Below are 26,209 nucleotides of genomic sequence, written 5' to 3' on the forward strand. Positions count from 1 at the left end.
AGCCGCCGGTGCGGTCACGTAACCGCCAAATCCGATCACCAGATCGGGCTTTTCTTCTTTCAGATACTTTTTTGCTTTCGAACGGGCTTTGAACATCTTGAAAACAGCTTTGATCTTATTGACAAAGCTGCCGGCCAGACCGGAGGCGTGAACTGGCAAAAAGCGATAGCCGGCTGCAGGGACAATCTGCGCTTCCATGCGGTCATCGTTTCCGATAAAGAAAATATCGGTATCCGGTTCCTGTTCTTTCCATATTTGAGCGAGGGCTAAAGCGGGATAAATGTGTCCTCCCGTTCCCCCGGTGACTATACATATTTTTTTCATAGGGATCGGGCTTAGTATATCATCTGAAAAGAGAGGCCGACAAAGTCTTAGCGGATTGTAACAATTCCCTCCTGCCTTGTCCCCTTCCCTTACCGATCGAACGATACAGCGCAACCCCCCGGCGTGCATCCAGGCACGCCGGGGGTTATGTATCCATTCGAAATTTCTTCAGCGCCGATGCAAGGATCGGATCGCTTCTTTGTTGATATATATCGTTTTAATACAGGCAGCAGAAAAGCCGCTGTCGGTCATCAGCTGAATGAGATCGTTTTCCGTCAAATCATACGTATGACCTGCTTCATCGGGGACATAGAGACGATACGTCATGTATCCGGATTCATCCCTTTCACTACCATAAATCAGGCCGTACATGTTCGAGTTGCCGGTCTGGAAATTTACGCAGACGATCGTGGGATAGCCTATGCTCAGATTCGTATCGATCGAATTGTACAGAGCCTCTATGTGCGCCGCGGTCAGCTGATAGAGTTCCAGATACACGCCGGTATACATTGCGCTGATGCCATTGACATCAAAAGCACGGGTCAGATAGCCTGCCAGCTTCTCGTAATCGCTGACGCCATCGATCATGACGCTATTGGCGATTTCTTCCTGACTGGAAACGATGCCCCTGTATTCGAGAATGATCTGGGGGACCGCCGGACCTGTGTAATTGGATTTTTCCCGGGTGATATGCGCCAGCGGCAGCGTGTCAGCCGAGCTGGAAGGACTCTCATACGAATCGTCACGATTGGAATCATTCGGCGAAGAGGAAGGCTCTTCTGCACTCGTCACGTTTCCTGTCCGATCTTCCCCATCGGAAGGAATGAACGCCGACGTTTCCTCTTGTGCGGAATTGCGATCTTCCTGCTGACTTTCCAGTTTTTTGTTTACGGCTGCGGTCTGGTCAGAAAGATGATCACTGGACGCATTCGAATTTCGTCCAAAAACGAATACGCCGATCAGAACAGCCGCCACAAATAATGCCGCAATACCAATGCCCGCATACAGACCTGTTTTCTTTTTGGTCTTTGAAGTCGCTGGCATGGCGCCTGGGTTCAAAGATGTCAGCGCCCGATTTGGCGCGGCCTGTACAGGGCGCCCTGCAGCTGCACGCGGACTGGCCTGAGAGGGCTGCTGCGGTTTTGACCGCTTTGGCAGAGCGCTTCCGCAGCGTCGGCAGTAAACATCGTTTGCATTATTTGGGGTATCGCAGTTGGGACAGATGAGCGGCCGATCGGATTTCGTCTGTTCTGGCTCTGAAGCCTGCGCGAAAGGCGTACCGCAGCGCTCGCAGAAACGGCTGTCCTCCCGGTTTGGCGTACTGCAATTTGGACACTTCTTCATCGTATGGATCCTTTCTGTATTTTCGGTTATTGAATAGCCTTTCTTTTCGTCTTGCTCTATTCTTTCTGGATCACAAGAGCGTTCGATCGGTCTGAATCGATCGACGGATCGCATTAGCATCCGCTGTTTTTAGCTTGCTCATCGTTTCCTTTTGCGATTCGTCTTTACGAAAAATGCAATCGACGTGTAGTTTTGACTTCAAAAAATGGACGGGTTGCCTGAAATACGTGAACTGGAAGCGAAAAAAAGATGGAATCGTAAACTCCATCTCTTTTCAGCTCGATTTGGAACGAATGATTCCAGACCGTTTTCCTTTGTAAATTTCTGGTGCTTGGTTTTCTTCATGCGGGTGTTTGCGGGTTTTTACCTCTATGACCGGTCTGACCAGGGATACAGGTATGCATTTGAACCAGCAGAACGCACTCGAAGCCTGGCCGAATGAATCTCATTCGAGCTGAACAAAGCCGTCCTCACCGCCAGACAAATGAAGAAAGGTCTACGAGAAGACAATAACAAAAAGCGCAGCAGATCGGTATAAAACCAAAAGGCGGTATCCGTTTCAGATAAAGCTGATACCGCCTTTTTAGCCCGAAAAAACCGGCAAAGACCGGAGTATATCCTCTGAAAACAGAGACTGCCAGAGTCTTAGCGGACTGTAGCAATTCCCTCCTGCCTTGTCCTTGTCCCCTTCCCTTATCGATCAAGCGCTGCTCAAAGAAAATCCCCGGCGATTATCCAGTTACGCCGGGTGGTGTATATCCATTTAAAATGTCTTCAATGTCAATGCAAGGATCGGATCGCTTCTTTGCCGTTTGGATACTTGTCGTTTTAATACAGGTAACAGAAAAAGCCGGTGCCGGTCATCAGCTGAATGAGATCGTCTTTCGTCACGTCGTATGTATGACCTGCTTCATCAGGAATATACAGGGTATAGATCGTGCTGCCAGCATTATCGCTTTTGCTTCCACAAATCAGACCGTACGTACTTGGCTGGCCAGTCTGGAAATTCACGCAGACGATCGTGGGATACCCTGTGCTCAGATTCGTATCGATCGAATTGAACAGAGCGTCTTCCTGCGCCACGGTCAGCTGCGAGAGGTCCATATATACGCCGGTATATTGTGCGCTTATGCCATTGACGTCAAATGCGTGGGTCAGATAGCTCGCCAGCCTTTCGAAATCGCTGACGCCATTGATCATGATGCCATTGGCGATTTCTTCCTGACTGGAAATGATTCCTTTGGATTCGAGAATGATCTGTGCAGCCGCCGGACCGCTGTAATTGGATTTTTCCCGGGTAATGTGCGCTATCGGCAGCTTAGTCTCTGAGCTAGAAGATTTCTCGAATACATCGTCCGGAGTGGAATCAATCGGCGAAGAGGAAGGTTCGTCTTCCCTCGCCACGTTTTCAGCCGGATCTTCCCGATCGGAATGGATTGACTTCGAAGACTCCTCTTCTTCGGACTTGCGATCTTCCTGCTTGTTCTCGAAATCTTTGTTTACTGCGGCTGTCTGGGCGGAAGGATTTTCAGTGGACGCATTCGAATTTCGTCCAAAAACGAATACGCCAATCAGAACAGCCGCCACAAATACAGCAGCAATCCCAATGCCCGCGTACAGACCCGTTTTCTTTTTGTTTTTTGAAGTCGTCAGCATGACGCTTTGATTTGCAGGCTTCTGCGTCCGATTTGACTCAGCCTGTACAGGACGCGCTGCCGCTGTTCTCGGTTTGGACCGCTTTGGCAGAGCGCTACCGCAGCGTTTACAGTAAGCATCGTCTGATCGGTTTGGGGTATTGCAGTTGGGACAGATGAGCGGGCGATCGGATTTCGTCGGTTCCGGCTTTGGAGCCTCTGCTAAATCTGTACCGCAGCGCTCGCAGAAACGGCTGTCCTCCCGGTTCGCCGTACCGCATTTTGGACACTTTTTCATCGTAAGGATCCTTTCTGGATTTTCGTTTATCCAATAATCTTTCTTTTCGCAGTTCTTTCTTCTTTTCTGGGTATAAGAGAATTCAATCGGTCTGAACCGATGGGCAGATCATTTTTCATCCGCTGTTTTTTAGTTTACTCATCGTTTCCTTCTGTGATTCGTCTTTGCGAAAAGTGCAATTGACGTGTTGTTTTGACTTCACGAATTAGCCGGTTCGGCTGAAAAACGGGAACTGGAAGCAAAAAAAGACGGAATCATAAACTCCATCTTCTGGCAAAACCGGTTTGGAACGGATACTTCCAAAACGGTATTCTTCGTGAATTTTGCCGGCTTAGTTTTCTTCGGGTGCCGGAATGGGGGCGCTCCATTTTTCCATCATGCCCATGAGCGCAAACCTCTGATCGCTGTGTACGCCAAAATCCATGTTGCAGGTGGAAAGCGTCACAAAGTTGTGGTTGCGGTATTCGAGCGGACGGTAGTAGAGGGAGACATTCTGGATTTCATCAAGAATGTCCTTGCGGTAGTCGCCAAAGTCGGTGGTGTAAATGGGTGAATCATCCGTTCCGGCATAAAACGCGTTGATCGTGCACCGATAGTTTTGCGACGGCGTCAGCAGCCAGAAATACGGATGGGCATTGAAAAACTCCAGATCGTTGAAATCCTTGAGGTTGGTAAACATGCCGCCGACGTCAGCCGTATGGGCATAAATGATCGAGTTCTGGTTCTGGTAGTCCGGATTTTGCGTGCAGTCCAGGAATACAGCACCCAGACGGTTGTAGGCGCCGTTGAACGAGTGATTCAAATAATAATCGTTGTCCATGGCCTGAACGACCGGATAGGAAATTCCGGTTCCCGGAACGAGAATCCAGGCGTTGATGTTCGGGTTGGCCGCTTTCAGACCTTCCCAGTCGACGGTAAATGAAGGCGCCTCTTCGCTCATCTGACCGTTTTCATCGCCGGCGGCATTATTTCCGGTAACGTACTGGTTAAAGGCATCCGTTTCTTTCTGGATGGTTCGTTCTTCGTTCCAGGTTTCGTAAATCTTATAGCCGCTCACGCCAAGAACGACTACGCAGACCGCCATAAGAATATAGAGAATGATCTGCGTAACTTTTTTCTTTCTGGATCGGCGCGGTGCGGCAGAATTATCATTCGTGCTGTCCACAGCGGGACGGTTATTCTGATCCATAGTTTTTTCCTTTCCGATTCGCCAGAATTTGAGTTTTCAAAAGGAGCAAAAGAGCGGTCTCTTTTTTATCTGTATCCTTATCGTCTGCTCTCTTTTGTGAGCGCAGCGGGCGAATCTGAATCTTCGATTATCTTAGCGAATTTTACAGAGGCAGAAAAGGACGGAAGGCGCCAGCCGCCTCTCTTGGCCGCAAACGAAAAAGAACCGGCAGGTTTTCGTTTTCGCCTGCCGGAACGTATACAGTCTATAGGATACTGGTTCTGCCGAATAATCTGAGTGTTGGGGCAGAATCTGGAAAGATCGACTGAAGTCTGTGATTAGCGATTGAGTTTGGACGCAGCCGCTTCGTCTACGATTACGACTACATCTGGATGGTTCTGCAGAACAGAAGCCGGGCAGGCTGTGTCTACTGGTCCTTCTACCATGGCTTTTACTGCATCCGCTTTGGATTCGCCGTTGGCTACGAGAAGGATTTTCTTCGCATCCATAACGGTACCGATACCCTGCGTGATAGCATGTGTCGGTACTTTGTTGATGTCGTCATCGAAGAAACGCTTGTTGGCATCGCGTGTGCTTTCGGTAAGTTCAACGATATGCGTTCTTTCATCGAACGGTGTGCCCGGTTCGTTGAATCCGATATGTCCGTTGCGGCCGATACCGAGCAGCTGGATATCTACGCCTTTTACCTGATCGTCATAGGCTTTTGCATCTTCTGCAGTGCTTCCGTAAGGAACATGCGTGTTGGCTGGATCGATGTCCACGTGGCTGAACAGATGATCGTTCATGAATGTGTAGTAGGACTGCGGATCGTTGCGGTCAATGCCTACGTATTCGTCAAGATTGTAGGTATGAACGTCTTTGTAGGAAGTTCCGTTTTCTTTGTGATCCTTTACCATTTCGGCATAGAGGCCTTCCGGAGAGCTGCCGGTAGCCAGTCCGAGGACTGCATCTGGACGTGCATCCAGGACTTCTTTCATGACTTTGAACGCTTCTTTGGAAAGCTCATCATAGTCTTTTGTAACAATTACTTTCACAGTATTTTCCTCCTAGGTACATCTATTATAAAAGGATTCCTTCCGTTTGAATCTTCGAAATTGATAAAACGAAACAAAAGCTTAATTTGACGCGTCGCCTTTGGATACGTAGCGAATCAGATCGTTTCCAAAATAGTCCGCCAGAATGGATTCGTAAAACTCATAATGCACCGGTACTGGCCAGCTTAACAGTTCCATCGGCACGCCAAAGAGCGTAATCGTAGTCTTGCAGTCGTTCATGGAAGAAGAAAGATAAAACCGCTTTCTGCGCACAGCTTCTTCGGTTGTCGGCGCCTTGGTGCTTTCGATCTCAACAATAAACGGATGCTTTCGAACTTCCTGCAGCCAGGTCAGAATGCGAGATCCGATCCGATGGCCTCGAATCGTCGGATCGACGGCCAGATAGTCGAGAATGTCCGCTTTTTTATTTCGAATCAGAAAAATGAGGGCAGCCGGCTTTTCATGAAGTTCGGCGTAAAAGAGCTCCATTTTTCCTTCTTTTTTTCCATCGAGAATCATCGAAAACGGCTTTCGCTCCGAATCGGGAAAAGAGTTCTGGTACAGCGTTTCAATTTCTGTACGGTATTTACAGTCTTCTTCAAAAGGAAGAATTTTCAGATCGTTTGTCTGGGATTCCATATTTGCGTTCACCTGCTTTCTATGCGAAAACGCAGCGCTTCTTTCCTTCTTATTAATCCGTTTTGGACTGTAAAAGAAACATAATGCGCTTTCATTCATGATCACCATAACAGGATATGCAAAAAATGCCACTCACCGGGCTTTTTCGACTTGGCGGGCGGATTCCATAACGGCGTATGCAAAGCAGCAGAATCGGGGATAATCAGGGATAAACAGAAAAACGGCTGCAGCAGAAATTCAGCCCGTTCCGGGAGGTTCTGCTCCAGCCGTTTTCAACTTTTTTCCTGCCAGCATTCATTCCATTTCCTTTAGCTGGTTTGCTTTAGCTCATCCAGGCGTTCTTTGGACGGAAGAAGCCGCAGTTCCAGCAGATCCTGATGCAAAGTATCTATACAGATTTGCGCCTGCTCCGTTGTATGGGACGAACGATCTTCCAGAATCTCGATAGCGTCTGTGAGATGGGTAAAAATTTCTTCTTCATACAGACCAAACTGTGCGCTTGATTCGCTGGTCTGCATCAGAACGGCTCCTTTGCGAAATACCGTATCCAGAAGATCCTGCATTGGATTTGTTCGAACCTCCAGGCTCGCTGCCTCAGAAGCAAACGCATTAAACACTGGCCGCGTATACGCGTAAATCCGATAGGACGTGTCGGGTTCGAGAGGGACGAAAGCCGGACTGCCCTGCCATTCGAGGGTATCCAGATCCGGATCCTTCATGTCTTCTTGCGCTTTTACAATCGCGTAGATACCGCCGTCAACTTTCTGAACGCTCAGAGTGGAGGAAGTCACCAGATCCATTTTCAGTTTAAGAGCGCTCGGTCGTTCGGGAATTTTAAAGCGATAAATCGCAGAAGCAAAGTCATAGTCTGTCGCATCCCTTTGCAGATAAACATCGACCCCAGGCTTTACGGAAAGCATCTCATCATAGGTGAATTCGATTCCATCGCTGAGATCTGGAGTATAGCCGTAACGAATGCCTGGAGAAAAAATGGCATTGATCCGCTCGTTCGCATAATCGATTCCGATCACCGGCCAGGACCATCGAGCTGGAATTGTCCAGGTTTCTGTAACGGAAGTTCCCTCTTCCTTTGTATACGTCAGCAGCTGTATACGTCAGCAGCAGCGGCGCCGGAAGTTCGTCGTCAATGAGACGGCCGATCGAATCGCCGTTCGGAATGGGATCGCCATCTAGCGTGCTGACGGTATATTTCGAATCAAACGAAATCGTTTCGCTGCGATAGACAAAGTGCAGAGGCGAACGACGGACATGGAGGGCTGCTTCTGAATTTTTCTTGCCTGGTGCGCTTGCACTGATTTGGAGGGTTACTTCTTCTCCTTCTTCCAGTTCAATCGGATCGGACCAGGCGAATCGTTCGGCGGGCTCGCCGTTTACAGCAATCGAATCCGGACTGATGGTCTGGACATAAATGTCCTCTTCGTCATTGCGAAGTTCAATCGTCGCGCTGCCGTTTTCAAAGGAAACGATCTGTCGGGCGCGTGCGGAGTCAACTCGATTCGTCCCGATTTGCGCAGATGCTTTGGAATACGTTCTTGTAACCGTATTTCCTGTCTGACCTTCTTCGTTTACCGTGCGAGCCAGCAGTGTATGCGTCTGGTCCGGCAAAGCAAAGCGCAGTTCGATCGGCGCAGTGTATTTGGCAAACACCGATCCATCCATCGAATATTCGATCGGTTCATTTCCTGCACTGGAAAGTTCCAGAAGGGTTCCATCGTTGACTTCCCCGTCCATCTGCGAAGAACGAACGGTGCTAAGCTCCTCTTTAGATTCTGGCAGCGGATTGGTAAAGCCTTTAATGCAGACGTTGGTCAGGACAAAACTGTCGGCCATCCCGTAAACGTCTTCCCATTGCGCGCTTTCATAATCGTAGACGTAGCTTTCGTGTCCCGTTCCCATTTCTTCCACAAAGTCTTCTTCCGGGTCTTCACAGCCATACGTTTCTACAGGAATGGGATTCTCGTATTCCGGATTATCAAATTCGATAACGATGCTGAACTGGGAATTGGAGTGAAGAACGGCTGGCTGTTCGAGCTCAATCGTATGATAGCCGGTATACTGCTCGCTTCCGCTCTGTCGGCTGACCAGCCTTCCGTTTTCCGGATTTTCCCCCTGCACCTCCGTGTAGACCGAAAGGGTATAGGCTGTACCAGCGTCCGTCGTATAAAACGAAGCAGCCTCAAGAAGTTCATCTTCTTTCGCACTGAAAATATTGGCTGCTTTTCCCAGACACGGGTTATTGTTGCTGCCTTCCAGGGAGGTGTACCACCCCAGGGTATCGTATTGATAATTGCGCTGATAGTTGTCATTTTATTCGAGAAGGAAAACAGTAACAAAGGAAATTGCGCTGTCTTCGTAGGAGAGCCAGTGAGTTCCGTTTTCTCCCCAGTCGTACCCCCAGCTGTTTTGAACGAGCCAGGCGCCGTCATGTTCGGGCTGCGCACTTTCGTTAAAGTTTTCTCTGGAGAAGCTGTCATCCCAGCCGATTATCTGTACGACATGATCAGTTAGATGTCCCGGTTCGTTATCCCAGGCATTCGTTTCTTCGATGTAGCCGCTGTAGTTGCCGACGTTTACGTTAATGACGGCTGGTCCGTAGTCATAGACAACCTGTTTGATGATCTGCTGGTCCACAGTATTTCGATCCGGATCTTCGTACGCAGAGGTAGGAAGACAGAACGCATCCTGCAGATGAAAGTCCGCTTCATAGCGCATGCTTTCGTCAGGGATACGATCAAAATCAGACATAGGCAGTTTTTCTTCCCGAATCGGTCCTTTCCAGGCGGCTAATGACGGTGCAAGAAGACTGCTGCTTCCCCCATTCCCGTACGGATCCCCATTCATCTGCAAAATCTCTTCTTCTTTCCCGGTCAGCGTATACCATGCTGCATGCAAGGAAGAAAGCTGGAGTCCATGTTCCTGATCATATAGCGTTTGCGCAGCACCCTCTATCCCGGTAATTGCCCAGCATGTCGAAAGCGATCCCTGATCTTCCACGAGAAGCAACCTTCCCTGATCCCGCAGACTGAATCTGAACGGGAGCGTTCTAGCCGACGTTTTCGTCTTCTGATTCTTTCGATATTGCCTTGCATAATGATCGGAAAGATACGAAAGATCCATCGAAGAAGGAGCCTGTCCATGCGGATCTTTGAGCCAGTTCAAATATTCTGAATTAAAAGCGGATGGATCGAGTCGATCGGCGACCGGACTTTGGGGAATAGTCTGACCCTAATCCTCCATGCTCTCCTTTGCCTGAACAGGATGCTGCCCGATGCTCATCGACAGTCCGATCAGCAGGGCTAACCATTTCGAAGCCTTCATTTGATTTCTCCCTTTCTTCTCGCTTTAAAGCGTTTGATTCACTTCCTTTTTCTTTTACCCGAAGCCAACGCCAGTCTCTTGGCTGGGGAAAAAGGATTTGGTCTCATTTTATCGTCAGGATTGAGGATTGGAATTTCCTGCGTGGAATGTATTAAAAGCTTCTCCTTTTGTATCTACTGCTTATGTCAGGATTTTGCTTTCTTCAAAATCAAAAGTTACATCCTCTTAAAAATACGAGATCGAGGGAAGACAGAAAAAAACGGCTTTGAAATTTCGTGCGTTTCCGTTGAAAACGGCAGATCGAGTTCAAAGCCGCAAAAACAAAACTCTGCCGAGTGATCGGCAGAGTCAAGTTAACAAATATTAGAAGAGCATTCCAGTTGCTGCTGGGTCGATGCCTGCTGCAAGCAGAGCTGCATCTTTCGATGTGTACCAAGGTACTGGGATCAGTGGATCATATCCGGATCCGAGGATACCGAACATACCAGCTACGATACCGATAACGAGGAGCAGAAGGATACATTTGATTGGTGTCCATCCTTTTTTGAGGAGGAAGTACATCAGCAGAGTCAGAAGCAGAGGAATAAGGCAAGGCAGGATCTGGTTCAGGTAATCCTGAAGAACGACTGGGCTTTCGCCGTTAGCGAATACGATACCAGTTGTGGTTCCGCCGCCGTAGTTAGCTGTAAGAGCACCTACAACGAATACACCAAGGATAGAAGCAGCGCGTGTGAATTCTTTAGCGTTAGCTGTCATCATCTTAACTGCATCCAGACCGAGGTTGTAAGACCAGTACATCAGGACGTAACGAAGAATCATTTCAATGCCGAAGGCAATAACGAAGTACAGGATTGGACCCATCATCGATCCGTTGATAGCCATACCGCAAGTCATACCTGCGATAATTGGGATAAGTGTGAACCAGAAGAGAGCGTCACCAATACCGCCCAGAGGAGCAGCAGTGGAGATACGTACAGCACGGATTGTCTGGATATCCATTTTGTTCTGTTCCATGGAGAGAACGAGACCCATAACGAATGTTACCAGGAAGGGGTGCGTGTTCAGGAAGTCCAGGTTCTGACACATGGACATCGAGAGGTCAGTTTTGTTTGTGTGAATCTTTTTCAGACCAGGGAGCATGGACCAGAGCCAGCCGATAGCCTGCATACGTTCGTAGTTGAAGCAGATCTGAAGGTTGCAGGAACGCCAGATCATTTTCGTCAGGGTTCCATTATCCAGTTTTGGTGCTGGAGTCAGATCTGTGTAATACTGCATATCCTGCAGATTGAGATCTGTATTAGATGCCATCAGAGAATCCTCCTAAACCTGCGTTAGATGCAGCTTCTTTAATGTTGATTGAAGTGAAGTAGTTGCTGCATGCGATACCGATACCGATGAAGGCAATCAGTACGAGAGTAGCGGAAGCCAATGCTGGGATATTACCAATAACCAGAGCCATTGCAAATCCAGCAAGGAAGTAGCCCCACATATCGTTGGAAAGCATGATTTTCAGCAGAACGCCGAATCCGACGAAACGCATCATGCCGCCGGCAACAGCGAGACCGCCGTTCATCAGCCAGGAAGCGTTAGTGGAAAGGGATTCCATTGCAGGCTGAATAGCAGCGCCGCCTACGTAAGCCAGGATAGCGATAACTGCGAACAGACCGCCAAGAAGAGCTACGTCAGCGAGGACAGCATTCGTTACACCTTTTGTTTCACCCTTGGAGCAGGTGTCATCGCACCATGCGTTGAAGGAAGAAGCGATTGTGAACACGATGGTTACTACATAAGTACCAAATACAGAGAAGATTACAGCAGAACCGAGAGCAGCGTCTACGGACATCTCTGTCTGGCAGGCGAAGATCATAGCAACAACTTCACCGATAACTACGTTTGCGGGCTGTGCGCCGCCGACAGGCATAGAACCAATCATCATCAGTTCGTATGTTCCGCCAAGTACCAGACCGGTATTTACATCGCCCAGGATTGCACCGATGATCGGGCAAGCGCAGATTGGACGGTAAATAATCTCAGTCAGGGAAAACTGGTCAATCGCGAACAGGAATGTAACGATTGCCAACAAAACGACTTGCATAATTTTTCTCCTTTGTTTTGTTAGTGCAATTTAGCTAAAGAGTTTGGAAACGTCTTCTTTAGCTGTGTTAGGTGTGCGCTGGATTTCGAGTTTAACACCGAGATCCTGCAGCTTCTTGAATGTGGCGACGTCGTCATCGTCTACCGCAACACTCGTAGCTACCTGGCGTTTTCCTTCATGCATGTGCATGTTTCCAATGTTCAGAACATCGATTGGCACGCCGCCCTCGACGAGCCGTAACGCGTCCTGAGGAGTTTCCAGGATCAGGAAGATTTTCTGAGCAGGACTTGCTTTGCTGATGACAGCGATCGTTTTATCAATGCTGAAGTAACGAGTCTGTGCATAAGCTGGAGCAGCCATGTTCATCAGGCCCTGACGGAACTGGTCTTTCGCAACTGCGTCGTTTGCAACGAGAAGCAGGTTTGCTCCAACCACCCCGGCCCACTGTGTTGCAACCTGTCCGTGAATCAGACGGTTGTCAATTCGAGTCGCAACAATGTTTGGCATTTATATCTCTCCTTTCTGTCAAGCTATGCTGTGAAAGCACTCTCTTATCTACGATTATAAACAATGCATTCCCATATCATTTGCACAAATTGGATCAAGATTTAGATTTTTCGTTCAAATAAACCAAATTTGACGGAAAATTTGCGAAATAATGCCGAAGAATTAACGCAAAGCTCAGGGCTCGCAGACAGGGATTGGCATAGCTTTTCATGAAAAGAAAAGAGTATGCCAGTCAGCCCATTTCCACCCGATTAAAAATCATTTCTTTTAGACAGCAATCTTATACGAATCGTCTTATCCTGTATCAACAATTCATATTGGAAGGTTTCAATCTGGGATGGAATGATGACACAAGGATTATCTAACAAACAGCCGCAATTTCCAAACATTTTGTGATAATTTGGGATAATATTTTCAAATTGATTTATTTAAATATCAGTAGAATCTTTTGCGTCCGTTCAGGCAAACGCTTTCCCAGGTACATCCGAAGAAATGTAAACGTTATCGGAATCGGGGAATGTTGAATTTTTCTACAATTTGGTATTTCTGCAGTATTCTTAAATGCCTGCATCTTAGATTCTGGAAGCAACAGTGCAGTTCTATACTGCAGCCTGCCTTCTGGATCCGAGTGCCGGCTCAATCGTTTTCTGCAAACGGTATATCCGCTTCTGCATGGAATCGGTCGATATTGAAACACAGATCAAAACCAATACTGAAAAGAGCACCCGGCTTTCGCGTCCTGGATCAGACAGAACCGGGCGCGCAGCGCTTTCTGTCCATTCAGACCGGATATGGAATACAGACTTCGAAATGCATGCAGATTCGGAATGCAGCGAATCTCTGCGAATGAACTCGAACAGTATTGAACCTCAGCCATATAGACAGATAGAGTACAGATCGTATAGACAGAAAGAGTACAGATCGTTTTACTGCCTGATCCGATCTGGAAACGCGCTCAATGAATTCCTGGATCAGGCCCTTGCAGATTCTTCTTTCTCTGCTTCTCTGCAGGTCCCTGCCCAAGTCCGACTCGAGACCTTTATCTTATCCTTAGCTTCTTTGAAAATAAGGAAAGCCCTGATCGTTACGCGTTCAGCAAAGTACAGAATCTCGGATTTTCGGAGCCATAGCCAGGAAAAGTCCATACAAAACCAGGTCTGATGAAGAAGGGACAGCCAGATCGTCCCCTCCCTTTAACAGACTGAACATCTGCTCTTACAACCGTTAACCCCTGTTTACTGCCACCCATCACATAAAGATTTCATAAATATTTACTGTTTTAAACTAAGTTTTTAGCAATTGCTACGACCGTATTTTTATAAGCTCTGCTCTCTTTATAACGCAAGTTCTGGCCCAGAATTGTCCATACAAATAAGAAAAACATCCGTTTTTGAAATTTGCTTTGCATTGATCGAAAATATCCACCTCGCCTTCAAACTAATTTATTCAATCTTAATGTACGGAAATATCGATTTACTCCACAGATTTGAACTTTTTTAGTGAAATATCGACCGAAATTTACAAAATTTGCCCTTTTTAATTTCCGGCTCATTTACACCCCATCAAACGCTGGATATACTTTTTTGTATTAGAAAGCTTTAACAAGACAAAATAGTCTCTTTGTTGCTCTAAACAGTATTTGAAGACTTTTGCCTTGAAAATTTGGAATAGTGGTGAAATATGCTCAAAAGAACAACGCATTATCAGTTTCAGCCGTATGGCTCGATCCTCTACGATCTGTCCGAAGTGGCTGAACAGCATGCCGACTACCAGCAGAACGCTCTTAAACTGACGGCTAAGAGCTTCTCGCATGTGTACTCTTCGAACGAACCCTGCTACATCCAGTGCAAATCGGGCATTGTGCTGATGGCTGTTTCAAAAGACGGGGATACTTTTGAAAACTTTGTCATCCATCGGATTGTCAAAACGAATCCCGAAACCTTCTTTAACTTCATTTCGATCTCAGATGATGCCGAGATTGATATCTGCTACCGTAAATCAAATCTGGAAATTCATCCGGCTGCGCACGAAGTTACGTTCAGCCCGATGGTGACCAATCTTCATATTCATGAAATCCTGACCACCTTTTATCAGGTTCGAAAAGAAGACTACGTTTTCCCGGGTGAAGCGCACTCGTACTATGAACTTGTTTATATTGACCACGGATCCATGGAAATGGACGTGGACGGCAAAGCCTACTCCCTGAGCAAGTACGATCTGATGCTCTACTACCCAGGACAGTTCCACTCGCACTACACAAAACACGATCAGACGTGTTCGTATCTCACCGTTATCTTTAAGATGGATGACACGCTGGCGGATTCGCTGTGCAATCGTGTCTTCCATACACGCAAAGATATTTATCAGGTCCTCTGCTCCTTCATGAAGGCAGTACAAACGGAAGACTATCTGAACCAGGAACTTGCGATCCTCTATCTGAAGGAAGTCATCATTCTGCTGCACCAGTTCGACCATAAAGAAGAAGCCGATGCAGGCATCAACCCGATGCAGCAGCATTATGAACACACTCTGCTCAACGAAATTCTGGTCTACATCAACAACAACATCTGTTCGGCATTTACGGTCGAGGATCTGTGCATTAAGTTCTCGGTTTCGCGCTCTTCCCTGCAAAACCTCTTCCGGACCAACCTGCACATCAGTCCGAAACAGTACATCTCCAACCTCAAGCTGAATCACGCAAAGCTTCTGATTCAGGAACACAACCGTACGATCTCCGAGATCAGCGACATGCTTGGCTTCACCAGCATTCACTACTTCTCGAGAAAGTTCAAAAAGCAGTACGGTCTTTCCCCGACGGATTACTCCAAGTCGATCCATCCTTGATCGCCGGATCGAGCAGGTACTGGATGTATTTCCAGGCTATGAGAAATCAGGCATAACAATAGATGTTTTTTTACGGAGTTTGTATTTTATAAGCGAGCTAAGAAGGCTCGCTTCATAATCAAATTCCCTTTCTTAAACTTTCTTGGAAAAAGGGCTGTCCCGGCCCTTTTTTCGTTGTCCAAATCAAATATCGTCCTTTACTGAACGAAGAAAAAGAGCACGCATCAAACGGAAGATGCGTGCTCTTTTTCTATACAGAAAAATGTCGTCGTTGCGGATGCTCTGTTTTCTCTTTGAGTTTGCCCTGAGGAAACGAGCGAATCCGGGAATTAGATTCCGTCGGAGAAATCGTCGGATTCAGCTGCAGGAGCCTTGAATTCGAAAGCCTGTACCTGGTCTTTGCCGACTGTGATCGCCTGTTTTGCCAGCTGATGAATGTCATCCATGAACTGACGAACGAGGTTGATTTCTACGAGCATGCCAAGGTTTGTACCGGCTACAACTTCATAGCCTCTTGGGAAGCCGAGTTCTACGCTGACTTTGAACGGCGAACCGCCAGCCAGGTCGGACAGTACGAGTACAGACTCGCAGTCTTTCAGGTTGTTCATGGCTTCTTCAAGATGAGCAGCCAGATCATCGGTCGAATCGGTCAGGTTGAAATCTACCGCATAGTAGTTTTCGGCCGGTCCGGCAATAACGTTTAAAGCTTCAGTCAGACCAGACGCAAAGTGTCCATGTCCGGTTACGATAAGTCCAATCATTATGCGTTTTCCTCCACAGTGACTTCAGTTTCCGATTTGAGTTCGTAAGGATAGATGGTAACGCCCTGAACAACGCGGTTAACTTCGCCAGTTGGGCATGGGTTATCCGGTGTGATGCCAAGAGAGATGGATTTGAACAGTGCGATTACCTGAGCAGCCAGGATGTAATCGAAGGCAAGGTACATGTTGTCTTTTGCGAAGAGCAGACCAAAGTCGATATAGAGGTCAACGAGTTTTTCGATGTCTTCGTATTTACGAGCGGCTACGGCTACCAGTTTGTTACCCTTTCTCTGGGAAGCCATTTCCTTAACCAGGTCGTATTCATACTGTCTCTGATATGGATCATCAGAAATGTAGATAACGGTCAGGGTTTCGTCGTTAACAACAGATTTTGGTCCGTGACGGAAGCCAAGCGGAGAATCGAAGGTTGTTGTAACCTGGCCTGCAGTCAGTTCGCAGATCTTCAGCTGGGATTCCTGAGCGATGCCTTTCAGAACGTTTGCGCCAAGGTAAACGATACGGTTGAAGTCATAGGATTTAACCAGATCTTCACAGGCTTTGTAGCCATGGTCGAGGAAGTGCTGTCCTCTGAGGATAACGTCTTCCAGACGAGCTTCAGTTTCTACCAGGTGATCCAGGTTGAAGCAGAGCATAGCAGCCAGCATCATGTTGGAGAAACTGGAGGTCATGGCGAAGGACTGGTCGTGAGTCTCTTCCGTCAGGTTGATATCGAGGGCGTTGTCGCGTGCAGCAGCAGCTTTTGCGAGTGCGCCGTTCTTGTTGCAGGTGATGAACAGATGGTAAACGTTCTTGCCGCATACCGCGTCTGCTACCTGAACTGCGCCTACGGATTCCGGAGAGTTGCCAGAACGGCCGAAGCTGACGAGCAGAGTCTTGCGGTTTTTGTCGAGGTAGTTTTCTGGAGTTTCTACCAGGTCAGTCGATGCATAGGATTTTGCGCGGAAGCCTGTGCAGGTGTTGATGAAAGAATAGAGGGCATTGCCGACATATTCACTGGTTCCAGCACCGGTGAAGATGATATCCAGGTTTGGATCTTCCAGAAGCGGATCGATGAATGCCTTAATTTCGTCTTTCTTTTCTTTAATCTGTTTGAGTGTTTTCTTCCAGGTGTTCGGCTGCTGGTAGATTTCCCGAGCTGTCCAGATGCCGTTTGCGCTTTCCCAGAAGTTCTCTTCATGACCAAAAATCATGTTTGATTCCTCCTTTAAAGTTGGTTTCATTATACTTTGATTTACACTTTTACGATTATCCGACGACATTTTTGTTTAAAAAGTGCAAATCAGCGAACGGATTTTTTGAAGTCCATTCCTCCCTAATATCGTACTCTGTCTCAAGCCGGATTTGAGCAAGAAATAACCCCTGAACGGATATTTTTTTGAGTTTTTTTGTCCCTTTTATCCGGATCCAGTACATCATTTTTCCAGTATTTTGATTTTATCGTCTCGATCGGATTGGTTGATTTCACCGACAGTTCCTGTTTCTATTCGCTGCCCGTCCGGATCGGTGAAGCATCGTCTCTTCTTTTTGACGGAGGCATTTTCCAGAAACAAAAGAAAAGAAAAAATCTGCGCTGCGCCCGATCTGCGCAAAGGCGAGCGTACGGTCTGCCGAAAATAGCTTTTACTTATGTTTGCTTCTCTGGCTATAATAGAACTCAATGAAAGGAGCTTGCTCTATGGCTCAGAAATCATCAGCCAGCCGTAAAGGACGTACGGTCTCTGCACCGATCGATCCCGAACAGCCCGTTGGTAAACATTTGTTTTTCGATAACAAGAGACGTCTGATTTACGTTTCTCCGCTGCTTCACAAAAATCTGTATCTTCCAAAATACGACTACAAGCGGTTCAACCGCTACAATTCCCGCTTTATCGTCGCCGTCGCTACGATCATGATCTGCGGTTCGGCATTGACCGACTGGTTCAAGATGCCTATGTGGATCGCTTTTGTATTGGGCGCTTTAGTTTTTGCCGGTTTTGAATGGAGTTTCTACAAATTCCAGAAAGGCCTGACCGTCGTCAGTGATTTCGACCCATCCAAAGCTACGCCAACGGTAAGCTCCGTGATTTCTTCGGATATGCGGACGAAGACCTGGCTCAAAATCATTCTCTTTATTGTTCTTGGTGTTCTGCTGGTCGTAAATGCCTACCAGTCCCACTATTCGCAGCAAGTCATCATCCTCTGCTGGTGCGGTCTGGCAGTCTGCGTTTACATGGCGATCAACCTGCTCATCATGTTGTTCCGATCTCCAAAAGAATAAAGAACAGGGTACGGCTCTTTCCTGCCCTGTACTGACGCCAAACCCATCCAATGAAAAATCCGCCCGGGCGATCCGAGCGGATTTTTTGTATTCTTTCTGATTGTTTTGCGTATGGAGTGAACTTACGTCAGACTTTCAATGGTATATTGCGCATTGAACGTGTCTCCCGGCTTAAGAGAAAGTGTGCCTTCGCGTTTTTCAAACGGGCCGTCGACCTTTTCAAAATCGGTATGGCCAAACCAGGGTTCGATGCAGATGAAATCGCTGCTGCGATCCGCATTCCACAGAGCTACCGTCGGGAAACCTGCAAAGCTCATTTTCAGGCGCTGTTCATCCTTATAGAAAAGCGTCGCTTCCCGGGCTTCGATCTGATCAAAAACGAGCGTCGCGTATTGATCCATATCTTCGTGATTGCATTTCCATGTATCGAGAATGACCGGAACACGTTTTACAGGCGAAAGATCCGGGAAAAAGACGATCTGATCCGCCATGGATTTGGGTTCAAAGGAGATGGAGAAATCTTCAAACACTTCGTCGGCGTTCTGTACGGTTTTAAACGCTGGATGAAGACCGAAGGAAAACGGCATCGTCTTATCGCCGGTATTGGTAATCGCATACTGCACACGTACACCGTTTTCGAGGAGCGTATAGATCAGTTCAAAATGGAAATCAAATGGGTATTTCTTCAGAGTTTCCCCATTCGAATCGAGGACATAGACAATACGGTCATCCTGAATGCTGCCATCCAGATTTTCATAGCGAACCAGTCCATGGTTTTTCATCGCATACGTTTTGCCTTCGATTTCGTATTCCCCGTTCTTCCATGTCTTTCCAATGGTCGGAAAGAGGGAGGGATTGCGGCCCGACCAGCCCTGATCGGCCTGATACAGAAGTTCACGGCCTGCTTTCTTATCGAACAGGCTGATCATCTGTGCCCCTGGATTATCGGTGCGCAGAAGCATGCGTTCGTTTTCAATTTTTAATGGATTCATTGAAATTTCCTTTCCGTTCTCCTGATGAGTTAAAAGCGCTGTGCTCGAACAGTCTGGCCCCTGAAGGCGCATCCTGCGAACGGTTCCTCCCTTTTTTGAAGCCTGTTCACCTTTTAGCGGACAGACACATGGCCTTTTATATACAGACAGATGCCCTTTTCTATATGGAGTATATGGAGAGACAGATGAACGTTCAAAAGGCAGACTGCATTTGCGCTCTACAATCCGGTTCCGGCGCGTTTGAGACGTCTTTTTTTGAGCCAGCTGGATACGCCTTCTTCCTGAACGCTTCCAATGACTTCATCGGCGGCCTCTTTGGCTGCTTTTTTGGCGTTGCCAACGGCTACGCCATATCCGGCGGCTTTGATCATCTTCACGTCGTTGAGACCATCGCCTACCGCAATTGTCATGCAGGGTTCGTGGTGACGGGACAGTTTTTCCAGCGTCGACTCTTTGGAAATGCCGGGCGCCCGGATTTCTACACATTTACTGTAGAACACCTTGGAGCTGTCTGGAAGCAAAGCCGCAATCGCATCGCGTGTTTGCGAATCGTCTGTCCAGATAATGATGTTGCATACGTCATCGCCGACCCATTCCTTCGTCTTTGGCGTAACCATATACAGCTTTCTCCAGTGGTGGCGGACTTCCTTGGGCGCTTCGGAATTAAAGAAGTTGCCGTCGGGTCCGGAATAGCGCCAGAGCAGATGGTTTTCCCTGCAGAAATTGCGAATCGTTTTTACATCGCTGTTTCGAATCAGACGGGCATCGACGAGCTGTTTGTTCTCGTCATAAATGGCCGCACCGCCTTCCAGAATCATTCCGGAAAAAGGAAAACGAATGAATTCCGCTGGAAGATGCGCCATTTCGTAAGGCGAACGGCTGCTGACCAGATAGATCAGATCGCCCTGATCGACCAGATACTGGAACTCTTCCGTTAAATGCGAATCAATTTCATGAAATTTATTGTTGTAGAGCGTTCCATCTATATCAAACAAATAGACATGTTTCATTTGGATTTTCTGTCCCTTTCAGATGTTCTTGAAAACATCTTCGATGCTGACTCTTCTGCATGCGCAGACAAGGCCTTTGTGACCATTTTAATTTACATTTACAAAAAAAGCGAAGCGTTGCGCTTCGCCATTTCTATTTGAACCTGAGTTTAAGCTTAGTTTTCGTGGAAGACAGAAAGCAGTTTGGCTCTCTGCGGTCCTTTCAGTTTCTTGATTGCCTTGGCTTCAATCTGACGGATTCGCTCACGAGTAACATTGAACTTCTTGCCGATCTCTTCCAGTGTCCAGGTACGGCCGTTGTCGAGGCCGAAACGCAGACGAATGACTTTTTCTTCACGTTCGGTCAGTGTGGACAGAACTTCTTCGATCGTCTCTTTCAGAAGCTGGTTATGTGTGTATTCTTCCGGGGTGACGGTGGACTTATCTTCGATGAAGTCGCCCAGGAAGGTGTCGTTTTCATCGCCGACAGGCGTTTCCATGGAAACTGGATCGAGGGCAGAACGCTGGATTTCGTTTACGCGTTCGGCGGTCATGTCTTCCATCTTCTCCGCGATTTCTTCCGGAATCGGGTCACGGCCCAGATCCTGAACAAGCAGACGCTGGATTCGCGTCATCTTGTTGATGGTTTCTACCATATGCACCGGGATACGGATCGTTCTGGCCTGGTCGGCAATCGCACGGGTGATTGCCTGACGGATCCACCATGTGGCGTAGGTCGAGAACTTGAATCCCTTCGTATAGTCGAATTTTTCTACGGCTTTGATCAGACCGATGTTTCCTTCCTGAATCAGATCCAGGAAGAGCAGTCCGCGGCCGACATATTTTTTCGCAATCGATACAACCAGACGAAGGTTGGAGTCAATCAGGATCTGCTTGGCTTCCTGATCGCCTGCTTCAATTCGTTTGGCAATCTCCACTTCCTGCTGGGGAGTAAGAAGAGGAATGGCACCGATTTCTTTCAGATAGGCTTTTACCGGGTCGCTGGTTTTCGCATTGCTTGTATCCGCAAAAGTACGTTCCAGACGGGCGAGTTCTTCCTCTCGGCTGCTGGCTTCTGAATCTTCCGAATCTTCGTCCTCTCCATCGTCAAGAGAATCGTCATCGCTGTCCAGTTCTTCGATGTCTTCGTCATCGTCACTGTCGGATCCATTGATGCTGATCTTGTTTTTCTGACACCAGAGGATAAGAGAATTCAGATCGCTGTCCGAGAGATTCAGCTCGTTCAGAGCTTCCATGAACTCTTTCTGATCGAGTTTCGCCCCGGCTTCTTTTGACGCTTCGAGCACCATTTTGACATCGTCAATCGACGAAAAGCTCAGGCGCTTTTTATTCTTCTTTGCGGCCATTCAAATCTTCCTTTCAGACTTGTTCTAACGTGTTTACTACCATATTGGCACAGATCGTTTGGTTTGATTCGGCAGATGCACCAGTAGATTCTTCGCAAGGATTCATCCCCGCGCAGAATTTGCGGATCTCCGGCAGACGCTGACGGGTCTCCTCTATGCCCAGTTCGTACCACGGTTTCAGTTTGTTCGGATCCGTAGTATAGCGGGTAATATGCATGTCTTTTGAGGGGCGAAGAACAAGCGCGCGTCCCTCATCTTCCAGCCGGTCAATCAGGTCCCATTGTTCCTGGTAGCGGATGTGCCGTTTTTTCAGATGATCCGTAATGACCGGATCACGATAAATCAGCCGGGCAAGCCAGACCTGCCATTTTGGTGCCGGCTTGCGGCGGTATCCTCTTTCTTTTGTGGAAAGGATAACTACCTTTTCACAGCCTGCGTCGAGAGCCTGCTGAACGGAAATCATATCGACCAGACCGGCATCAAAATATTTTTTGCCGTTCCAGCGATACGGTTTGGCCAGAAGCAGCAGTGCGCAGCTGGCCTTGATCAGCGTCATGCTCTGATCGACATAGGGCTTTCCAAAGTATTCCACTTTGTTTTCATCCATGTCATACACGCCGATTTCCATGTCCGTAGAGGATTGGAAAAAGGACTCGAAATCGAGCGGTGCATGTTCTTCAATATATTTATTGGTGGCTTCCAGACCGAAGAGTCCGCCTTCCTTAAAAAGGGGAACGATGCCGATAGCGCCCTTCTGATCCGCCGCTTCAATCGTGGTCACTTTCAGTCTGTCAATCTGACGGGATACGTAAGCCAGAAGGACTTCCGATCCCGAGGAAATGCCGACGGAGTACGGGAAGTAGATTTTCTCTTCGAGAAAAGTCTGCAGAACGCCTGCGCTGTAGGCAATTTTCGTTCCGCCGCCTTCTACAACCAGTCCGCATTTGTACTTATACTGTTTTTCAGACATTCCGAACGCAGCCTTCTTTTCTGGCCTGGTCGGCTACTGCTTTGGATACTTTGTCTTTTACGCGCGGATCGAGGGCGCTGACGATGACATAGTCTTCCTTCAGATCCTCATCGCTGATCAGCGAAGCCAGCGCTTCAGAAGCCGCGAGTTTCATGCCGTCGGTAATGCGCAGAGCGCCGGCATCCAGAGCACCCCGGAACAGCGCCGGGAAAATCAGAACGTTATTGATCTGGTTGTCAAAATCGGAACGTCCCGTACCTACCACGCGGGCACTGGCTTTCTTAGCAAGAGCCGGATCGATTTCCGGAACCGGGTTGGCCATGGCGAATACGATCGCGTCGTCGTTCATCGAACGAACCATGTCTTCGTCCACCAGACCGGCAGCCGAAACGCCAATGAAGACATCGGCGCCTTTCATGGCATCGCGCAGCGTACCCGGCTTGCCGTCCGGGTTATATTTTTCGGCGAGTTCCTTCTGCATTTCGTCGCGGGCGTTTTCTTTGGTCACGATACCTTTGGAGTTGCAGAGAACGATGTGGCGGAAACCGTACTGACCGAGCAGATCGGCAATGGCGCATCCCGCGGCACCGGCGCCGGAGAAGGCAACGCGTACGTCTTCTTTTTTCTTACCCACAAGTTTCAGGGCGTTAATCAGAGCGGAAAGAACGACGCAGGCGGTTCCGTGCTGGTCATCGTGGAAGACCGGAATGCTCATGCGTTTCTGCAGTTCTTTCTCAATATAGAAACAGTTTGGAGCGGAAATATCTTCGAGGTTGATTCCGCCAAAAGACGGTTCGAGCGCAGCGACAATTTCAATGATCTTATCGGGATCCTGCTCATTGAGAACCAGAGGAATCGCATTGACATCACCCAGTTCCTTGAACAGCACACACTTGCCTTCCATAACAGGAAGGCCGGCCAGTCCGCCGATGTTTCCAAGACCAAGTACAGCCGATCCATCCGAAACAACCGCAATCGTGTTCGAACGTCCGGTATATTCAAAGCTTGTCATAGGATCTTTTGCGATTTCCAGACAGGGAGCGGCAACGCCGGGGGTATAGGCGATAGCCAGATCTTCATGGGTTTTCAGAGTCGGTTTGGAAACGATATCCACCTTTCCCTTCCATGCTTTATGAGCTTCAAGCGCCTTCTTTGCGTAATCCATGGTTTTCTCTCCTCCAGTTTTTTCTCTTAACAGTCTTTTCCAGCCAAAACGAAGGCTTTCGCCCGCATTTGTTCGGCCGATGTTCTGATTTTGCCCATCGATTCATTTTTTGGGGTACGGGCACTCAATCATAGCACAAACGGCCTGTTTTTCTTTGAATTTCACTTTATTGGATTGATTTTTCCAATAAATTTTCAGCCTGCTCGTTTTTTCCTTGCAAAGAAGAAGTTCCTGTGCTTTTGGATTTGCGGCGATGGATGTTCTCCACGTGTGCAATACTCCCTCTGTCTTTTCTTTGACGACGGTTCCTGTTCAAAGCGTCGTAAGGCTTTAAAGCCGCTTTACTTTGCGACAAGAGTGTGTTAGCAAGCTGTACTTTCTATTGTATTCAAAGCGCCCGTTTTGCTTGCACTTTTTTATTACTTTCTACCGAAAATTCAATTTTCTGGCTTTTGAAACCGTTTCCCGTTCACTGGATCTGCGTTTTAGCGAACCTTTTGTCCAGAGTGTTTGACCGACGGACGTAAAACCGGGTTTCTCTTCTTTATTTTTCGCCTTCTGTCAAAAACAGAGGCCCGAGTCGGGTCGGGCCTTGTGTGTTTTTCGGTTTGTCTGTGTTGATCAATTTTTTCTGAGCGAAATCTCTTCTGACGTTCGCAAGGCAGAGCACTGACGACATCTGGAAGATCGGTTGGAATCCGGTTCTTCGTTCTCAGATGTCTGCGTGTACGACCTAGTCCAGATTGCCTTCAAGCAGGTGCAGCAGCACGTCTGTCATCTTTTCCATTTTCTGGATGGAGACGAATTCATAGCGTCCGTGGAAGTTATTGCCGCCGGTTCCAAGGTTTGGCGTAATCAGGCCTTTCCAGGTCAGACTGGCTCCATCGGTTCCGCCGCGGATCGGATCGCTTTTCGGCGTAATGCCGCAGGCTTTCAGAGCCGCCTTGGCGCGCTCAACCGCGCGCATGTCGCCATGCATGGCATCTTCGAGGTTGTAGTACTGATCGCGCATCGTGATCGTGGCGCAGTCTGGCCACATTTCATTGATCACATTGGTGATGTCTTTCATCAGCTGTTTTTTCTGTTCGAATTTTTCCCGGTTATGATCCCGGATAATATATTGGAGAGACGCCTGATCGCAGTCGCCCTTCACTTCCAGAAGATGGATGAAGCCTTCGGTGCCTTCGGTAAATTCCGGGCGGGCCCACTGCGGCAGCATGGACGCGAACTGGACAGCAACCGCTGCTGCGTTGACCATCTTGCCTTTCGCCGATCCAGGATGAATGGCCTGTCCTTTGAACTGGATCTCAGCCATTGCGGCATTGAACGTCTGATAATCGACATTTTCAATTTCTGCCCCGTCGACTGTATAAGCGTAGTCGACCGGGAAGCGATTCAGATCGAAATGCGCCACGCCGCGGCCGATTTCTTCATCCGGGGTAAAGGCCACCATGACTTTTCCATGCGGCTTGCCGGACTGAATCAGCTGTTCGAGCGTCTCCATAATAATGGCGCAGCCGGCTTTATCATCCACGCCGAGCAGTGTCGTTCCATCAGTGACCAGAATGTCATCGCCAATGACTTCCTTCAGCGAAGGAAACATCTCCGGATTCATGGAATAGTCCTTGCCTAAGGCAATCGTTCCGCCATCATATTTGCTGATGCGCTGCGGATGAACGTTGGCGCCGCTTAGTTCCGAAGCGGTATCCATATGCGAAATCAGACCGATGGCATCGCCCTGAAATCCCTGGGTAGCCGGAATTTCTCCATAAACGACACCATATTCAGAAAGTTCCACGTTGCTTACGCCGATCTGCTTCAGCTCTTCTTCCAGTTTTCTGGCCAGAACGAGCTGTTTTTTCGTCGATGGGGCGGTTGTGGACGTTTCATCGGACTGTGTATCCAGAGAAACGTAATCCAGAAATTTATCGGTTACACTCATGCTTTTCTCCCTCTTTTCCTCTGCGGGATTCGCTTCCTCCTTCCCGTTCTGAAAAGGATGAGCTTTCCTGCACTTCGTCTTGCGACAGAAAGAAATGGATTTTCTTTGAGCCGCTGACGAATCGTACAGTCTCCGCAGACAGTTTCTGCTTTTATAGTTTCTATTATAGGCAGTTATTTCTAAACGCCTGAAATTGCGCTCAGAGCAGCTGTCTGGCTGCTTCGAACCGTCTGAACCAGAAGAAAGCAGAAGAAAAGCGGTCTTAACGCTCCCTGGACGATAGATCACCGGTGAGCGGAAGACCGCTTTGTTTTATCGATTTTAAAACTTCAGACAAATTCTAAAATCCTGTCCATCAGCGCAGAGCCGCGCTCAGACCAGGAACAAACTGTTTCTTTCTGGAGACGTAGCCGAGCTCTTCAAATTCCTTGAGAATCGGACGGATTCGGGCGGCTTCCGGACCGGCAGCGATAAAGTGCGAACCGCTTCCTTCCACAT

General features: G+C 48.1%; 21 protein-coding genes and 1 pseudogene. 2 read left to right on the forward strand and 20 right to left on the reverse strand.

What is annotated here, in order from left to right; all coding sequences use genetic code 11:
* The 12 genes and pseudogenes from ACLUYS_RS03035 to agaB all read right to left on the reverse strand — a co-directional run.
* Positions 1-324: UDP-N-acetylglucosamine--N-acetylmuramyl-(pentapeptide) pyrophosphoryl-undecaprenol N-acetylglucosamine transferase (locus ACLUYS_RS03035; protein WP_412659034.1), on the reverse strand; the 324-nt coding region annotated here is incomplete at its 3' end.
* 168 nt (positions 325-492) lie between these two features.
* On the reverse strand, positions 493-1,668 hold the full coding sequence (locus tag ACLUYS_RS03040) for a zinc-ribbon domain-containing protein (RefSeq protein WP_412659036.1): 1,176 nt from the start codon (positions 1,666-1,668) through the stop codon (positions 493-495).
* Positions 1,669-2,496: 828 nt separating this feature from the next.
* On the reverse strand, positions 2,497-3,600 hold the full coding sequence (locus ACLUYS_RS03045; RefSeq protein ID WP_288876514.1) for a zinc-ribbon domain-containing protein: 1,104 nt from the start codon (positions 3,598-3,600) through the stop codon (positions 2,497-2,499).
* A gap of 331 nt (positions 3,601-3,931) precedes the next feature.
* Complete coding sequence (gene srtB / locus ACLUYS_RS03050; protein WP_230267496.1) at positions 3,932-4,789, reverse strand: class B sortase; 858 nt, start codon at positions 4,787-4,789, stop codon at positions 3,932-3,934.
* Positions 4,790-5,106: 317 nt separating this feature from the next.
* Complete coding sequence (gene nagB, locus ACLUYS_RS03055) at positions 5,107-5,823, reverse strand: glucosamine-6-phosphate deaminase (RefSeq protein WP_288340109.1); 717 nt, start codon at positions 5,821-5,823, stop codon at positions 5,107-5,109.
* Positions 5,824-5,904: 81 nt separating this feature from the next.
* Entirely contained in the window at positions 5,905-6,462 is a 558-nt protein-coding gene (locus ACLUYS_RS03060; RefSeq protein WP_230267498.1) for a GNAT family N-acetyltransferase, read from the reverse strand.
* A gap of 308 nt (positions 6,463-6,770) precedes the next feature.
* Positions 6,771-7,493, reverse strand: coding sequence for a hypothetical protein (locus tag ACLUYS_RS03065; RefSeq protein ID WP_288876517.1), 723 nt, complete (start codon positions 7,491-7,493; stop codon positions 6,771-6,773).
* A pseudogene (locus ACLUYS_RS03070) lies at positions 7,387-8,757 on the reverse strand (lectin like domain-containing protein); the annotation flags it as partial. The pseudogene ACLUYS_RS03070 and the gene ACLUYS_RS03065, both read right to left, overlap by 107 nt.
* Before the next feature lie 33 nt (positions 8,758-8,790).
* On the reverse strand, positions 8,791-9,477 hold the full coding sequence (locus ACLUYS_RS03075; RefSeq protein WP_412659039.1) for a C1 family peptidase: 687 nt from the start codon (positions 9,475-9,477) through the stop codon (positions 8,791-8,793).
* A 687-nt stretch (positions 9,478-10,164) separates the two neighbouring features.
* On the reverse strand, positions 10,165-11,109 hold the full coding sequence (locus tag ACLUYS_RS03080) for a PTS system mannose/fructose/sorbose family transporter subunit IID (protein ID WP_288340115.1): 945 nt from the start codon (positions 11,107-11,109) through the stop codon (positions 10,165-10,167).
* On the reverse strand, positions 11,099-11,896 hold the full coding sequence (locus tag ACLUYS_RS03085; protein WP_288340117.1) for a PTS sugar transporter subunit IIC: 798 nt from the start codon (positions 11,894-11,896) through the stop codon (positions 11,099-11,101). The genes ACLUYS_RS03080 and ACLUYS_RS03085 overlap by 11 nt, the downstream gene beginning before the upstream one ends.
* Positions 11,897-11,926: 30 nt before the next feature.
* Positions 11,927-12,403, reverse strand: coding sequence for a PTS galactosamine transporter subunit IIB (gene agaB / locus ACLUYS_RS03090; protein ID WP_230267503.1), 477 nt, complete (start codon positions 12,401-12,403; stop codon positions 11,927-11,929).
* A gap of 1,680 nt (positions 12,404-14,083) precedes the next feature.
* Here agaB and ACLUYS_RS03095 point away from each other — a divergent pair.
* Positions 14,084-15,247, forward strand: coding sequence for a helix-turn-helix domain-containing protein (locus ACLUYS_RS03095; protein WP_412659042.1), 1,164 nt, complete (start codon positions 14,084-14,086; stop codon positions 15,245-15,247).
* Positions 15,248-15,576: 329 nt separating this feature from the next.
* Here ACLUYS_RS03095 and agaF read toward each other — a convergent pair whose 3' ends face one another.
* Together agaF and ACLUYS_RS03105 are read right to left on the reverse strand one after the other, a co-directional pair.
* Complete coding sequence (gene agaF / locus ACLUYS_RS03100) at positions 15,577-16,008, reverse strand: PTS galactosamine/N-acetylgalactosamine transporter subunit IIA (RefSeq protein WP_230268255.1); 432 nt, start codon at positions 16,006-16,008, stop codon at positions 15,577-15,579.
* Positions 16,008-17,219, reverse strand: coding sequence for an SIS domain-containing protein (locus ACLUYS_RS03105; protein ID WP_230268256.1), 1,212 nt, complete (start codon positions 17,217-17,219; stop codon positions 16,008-16,010). The genes agaF and ACLUYS_RS03105 overlap by 1 nt, the downstream gene beginning before the upstream one ends.
* A gap of 485 nt (positions 17,220-17,704) precedes the next feature.
* Between ACLUYS_RS03105 and ACLUYS_RS03110 the strand changes: the two genes are divergently transcribed.
* Positions 17,705-18,286: a hypothetical protein gene (locus ACLUYS_RS03110; protein ID WP_230268257.1), complete on the forward strand. Its 582-nt coding sequence runs from the start codon at positions 17,705-17,707 to the stop codon at positions 18,284-18,286.
* A gap of 122 nt (positions 18,287-18,408) precedes the next feature.
* Here ACLUYS_RS03110 and ACLUYS_RS03115 read toward each other — a convergent pair whose 3' ends face one another.
* The 6 genes from ACLUYS_RS03115 to pepT all read right to left on the reverse strand — a co-directional run bounded on the left by ACLUYS_RS03115 (position 18,409) and on the right by pepT (position 25,711).
* Positions 18,409-19,278: an aldose 1-epimerase family protein gene (locus ACLUYS_RS03115; protein WP_230268258.1), complete on the reverse strand. Its 870-nt coding sequence runs from the start codon at positions 19,276-19,278 to the stop codon at positions 18,409-18,411.
* Between the two features lie 218 nt (positions 19,279-19,496).
* A complete protein-coding gene (locus ACLUYS_RS03120) occupies positions 19,497-20,288 on the reverse strand; it encodes an HAD hydrolase family protein (RefSeq protein ID WP_412659045.1) in 792 nt (263 codons plus the stop codon).
* Between the two features lie 155 nt (positions 20,289-20,443).
* Entirely contained in the window at positions 20,444-21,634 is a 1,191-nt protein-coding gene (gene rpoD, locus ACLUYS_RS03125) for an RNA polymerase sigma factor RpoD (protein ID WP_230268260.1), read from the reverse strand.
* Positions 21,635-21,647: 13 nt separating this feature from the next.
* Positions 21,648-22,604 carry a patatin family protein gene (locus ACLUYS_RS03130; protein WP_230268261.1) on the reverse strand — a complete coding sequence of 319 codons (957 nt, stop codon included), beginning with the start codon at positions 22,602-22,604 and terminating at the stop codon, positions 21,648-21,650.
* Positions 22,597-23,769 carry an NADP-dependent malic enzyme gene (locus ACLUYS_RS03135; protein ID WP_412659047.1) on the reverse strand — a complete coding sequence of 391 codons (1,173 nt, stop codon included), beginning with the start codon at positions 23,767-23,769 and terminating at the stop codon, positions 22,597-22,599. The genes ACLUYS_RS03130 and ACLUYS_RS03135 overlap by 8 nt, the downstream gene beginning before the upstream one ends.
* 733 nt (positions 23,770-24,502) lie before the next feature.
* Positions 24,503-25,711, reverse strand: a complete 1,209-nt coding sequence (gene pepT / locus ACLUYS_RS03140; RefSeq protein WP_412659049.1) for a peptidase T — start codon at positions 25,709-25,711, stop codon at positions 24,503-24,505.
* Between the last annotated feature and the right edge of the window lie 498 nt (positions 25,712-26,209).

The organism is Allobaculum sp. (genome assembly GCF_047010065.1).
Taxonomy (GTDB): Bacteria; Bacillota_I; Bacilli_A; order Erysipelotrichales; family Erysipelotrichaceae; genus Allobaculum; species Allobaculum fili.

Excerpts from the sequence above, each read along its gene's own strand:
- ACLUYS_RS03040 (WP_412659036.1), bottom strand. The coding sequence starts at position 1,668 with ATGAAGAAGTGTCCAAATTGCAGTACGCCAAACCGGGAGGACAGCCGT.
- ACLUYS_RS03045 (WP_288876514.1), bottom strand. The coding sequence starts at position 3,600 with ATGAAAAAGTGTCCAAAATGCGGTACGGCGAACCGGGAGGACAGCCGT.
- srtB (WP_230267496.1), bottom strand. The coding sequence starts at position 4,789 with ATGGATCAGAATAACCGTCCCGCTGTGGACAGCACGAATGATAATTCT.
- ACLUYS_RS03060 (WP_230267498.1), bottom strand. The coding sequence starts at position 6,462 with ATGGAATCCCAGACAAACGATCTGAAAATTCTTCCTTTTGAAGAAGAC.
- ACLUYS_RS03080 (WP_288340115.1), bottom strand. The coding sequence starts at position 11,109 with ATGGCATCTAATACAGATCTCAATCTGCAGGATATGCAGTATTACACA.
- ACLUYS_RS03085 (WP_288340117.1), bottom strand. The coding sequence starts at position 11,896 with ATGCAAGTCGTTTTGTTGGCAATCGTTACATTCCTGTTCGCGATTGAC.
- agaB (WP_230267503.1), bottom strand. The coding sequence starts at position 12,403 with ATGCCAAACATTGTTGCGACTCGAATTGACAACCGTCTGATTCACGGA.
- ACLUYS_RS03095 (WP_412659042.1), top strand. The coding sequence starts at position 14,084 with ATGCTCAAAAGAACAACGCATTATCAGTTTCAGCCGTATGGCTCGATC.
- agaF (WP_230268255.1), bottom strand. The coding sequence starts at position 16,008 with ATGATTGGACTTATCGTAACCGGACATGGACACTTTGCGTCTGGTCTG.
- ACLUYS_RS03105 (WP_230268256.1), bottom strand. The coding sequence starts at position 17,219 with ATGATTTTTGGTCATGAAGAGAACTTCTGGGAAAGCGCAAACGGCATC.
- ACLUYS_RS03110 (WP_230268257.1), top strand. The coding sequence starts at position 17,705 with ATGGCTCAGAAATCATCAGCCAGCCGTAAAGGACGTACGGTCTCTGCA.
- ACLUYS_RS03115 (WP_230268258.1), bottom strand. The coding sequence starts at position 19,278 with ATGAATCCATTAAAAATTGAAAACGAACGCATGCTTCTGCGCACCGAT.
- ACLUYS_RS03120 (WP_412659045.1), bottom strand. The coding sequence starts at position 20,288 with ATGAAACATGTCTATTTGTTTGATATAGATGGAACGCTCTACAACAAT.
- rpoD (WP_230268260.1), bottom strand. The coding sequence starts at position 21,634 with ATGGCCGCAAAGAAGAATAAAAAGCGCCTGAGCTTTTCGTCGATTGAC.
- ACLUYS_RS03130 (WP_230268261.1), bottom strand. The coding sequence starts at position 22,604 with ATGTCTGAAAAACAGTATAAGTACAAATGCGGACTGGTTGTAGAAGGC.
- ACLUYS_RS03135 (WP_412659047.1), bottom strand. The coding sequence starts at position 23,769 with ATGGATTACGCAAAGAAGGCGCTTGAAGCTCATAAAGCATGGAAGGGA.
- pepT (WP_412659049.1), bottom strand. The coding sequence starts at position 25,711 with ATGAGTGTAACCGATAAATTTCTGGATTACGTTTCTCTGGATACACAG.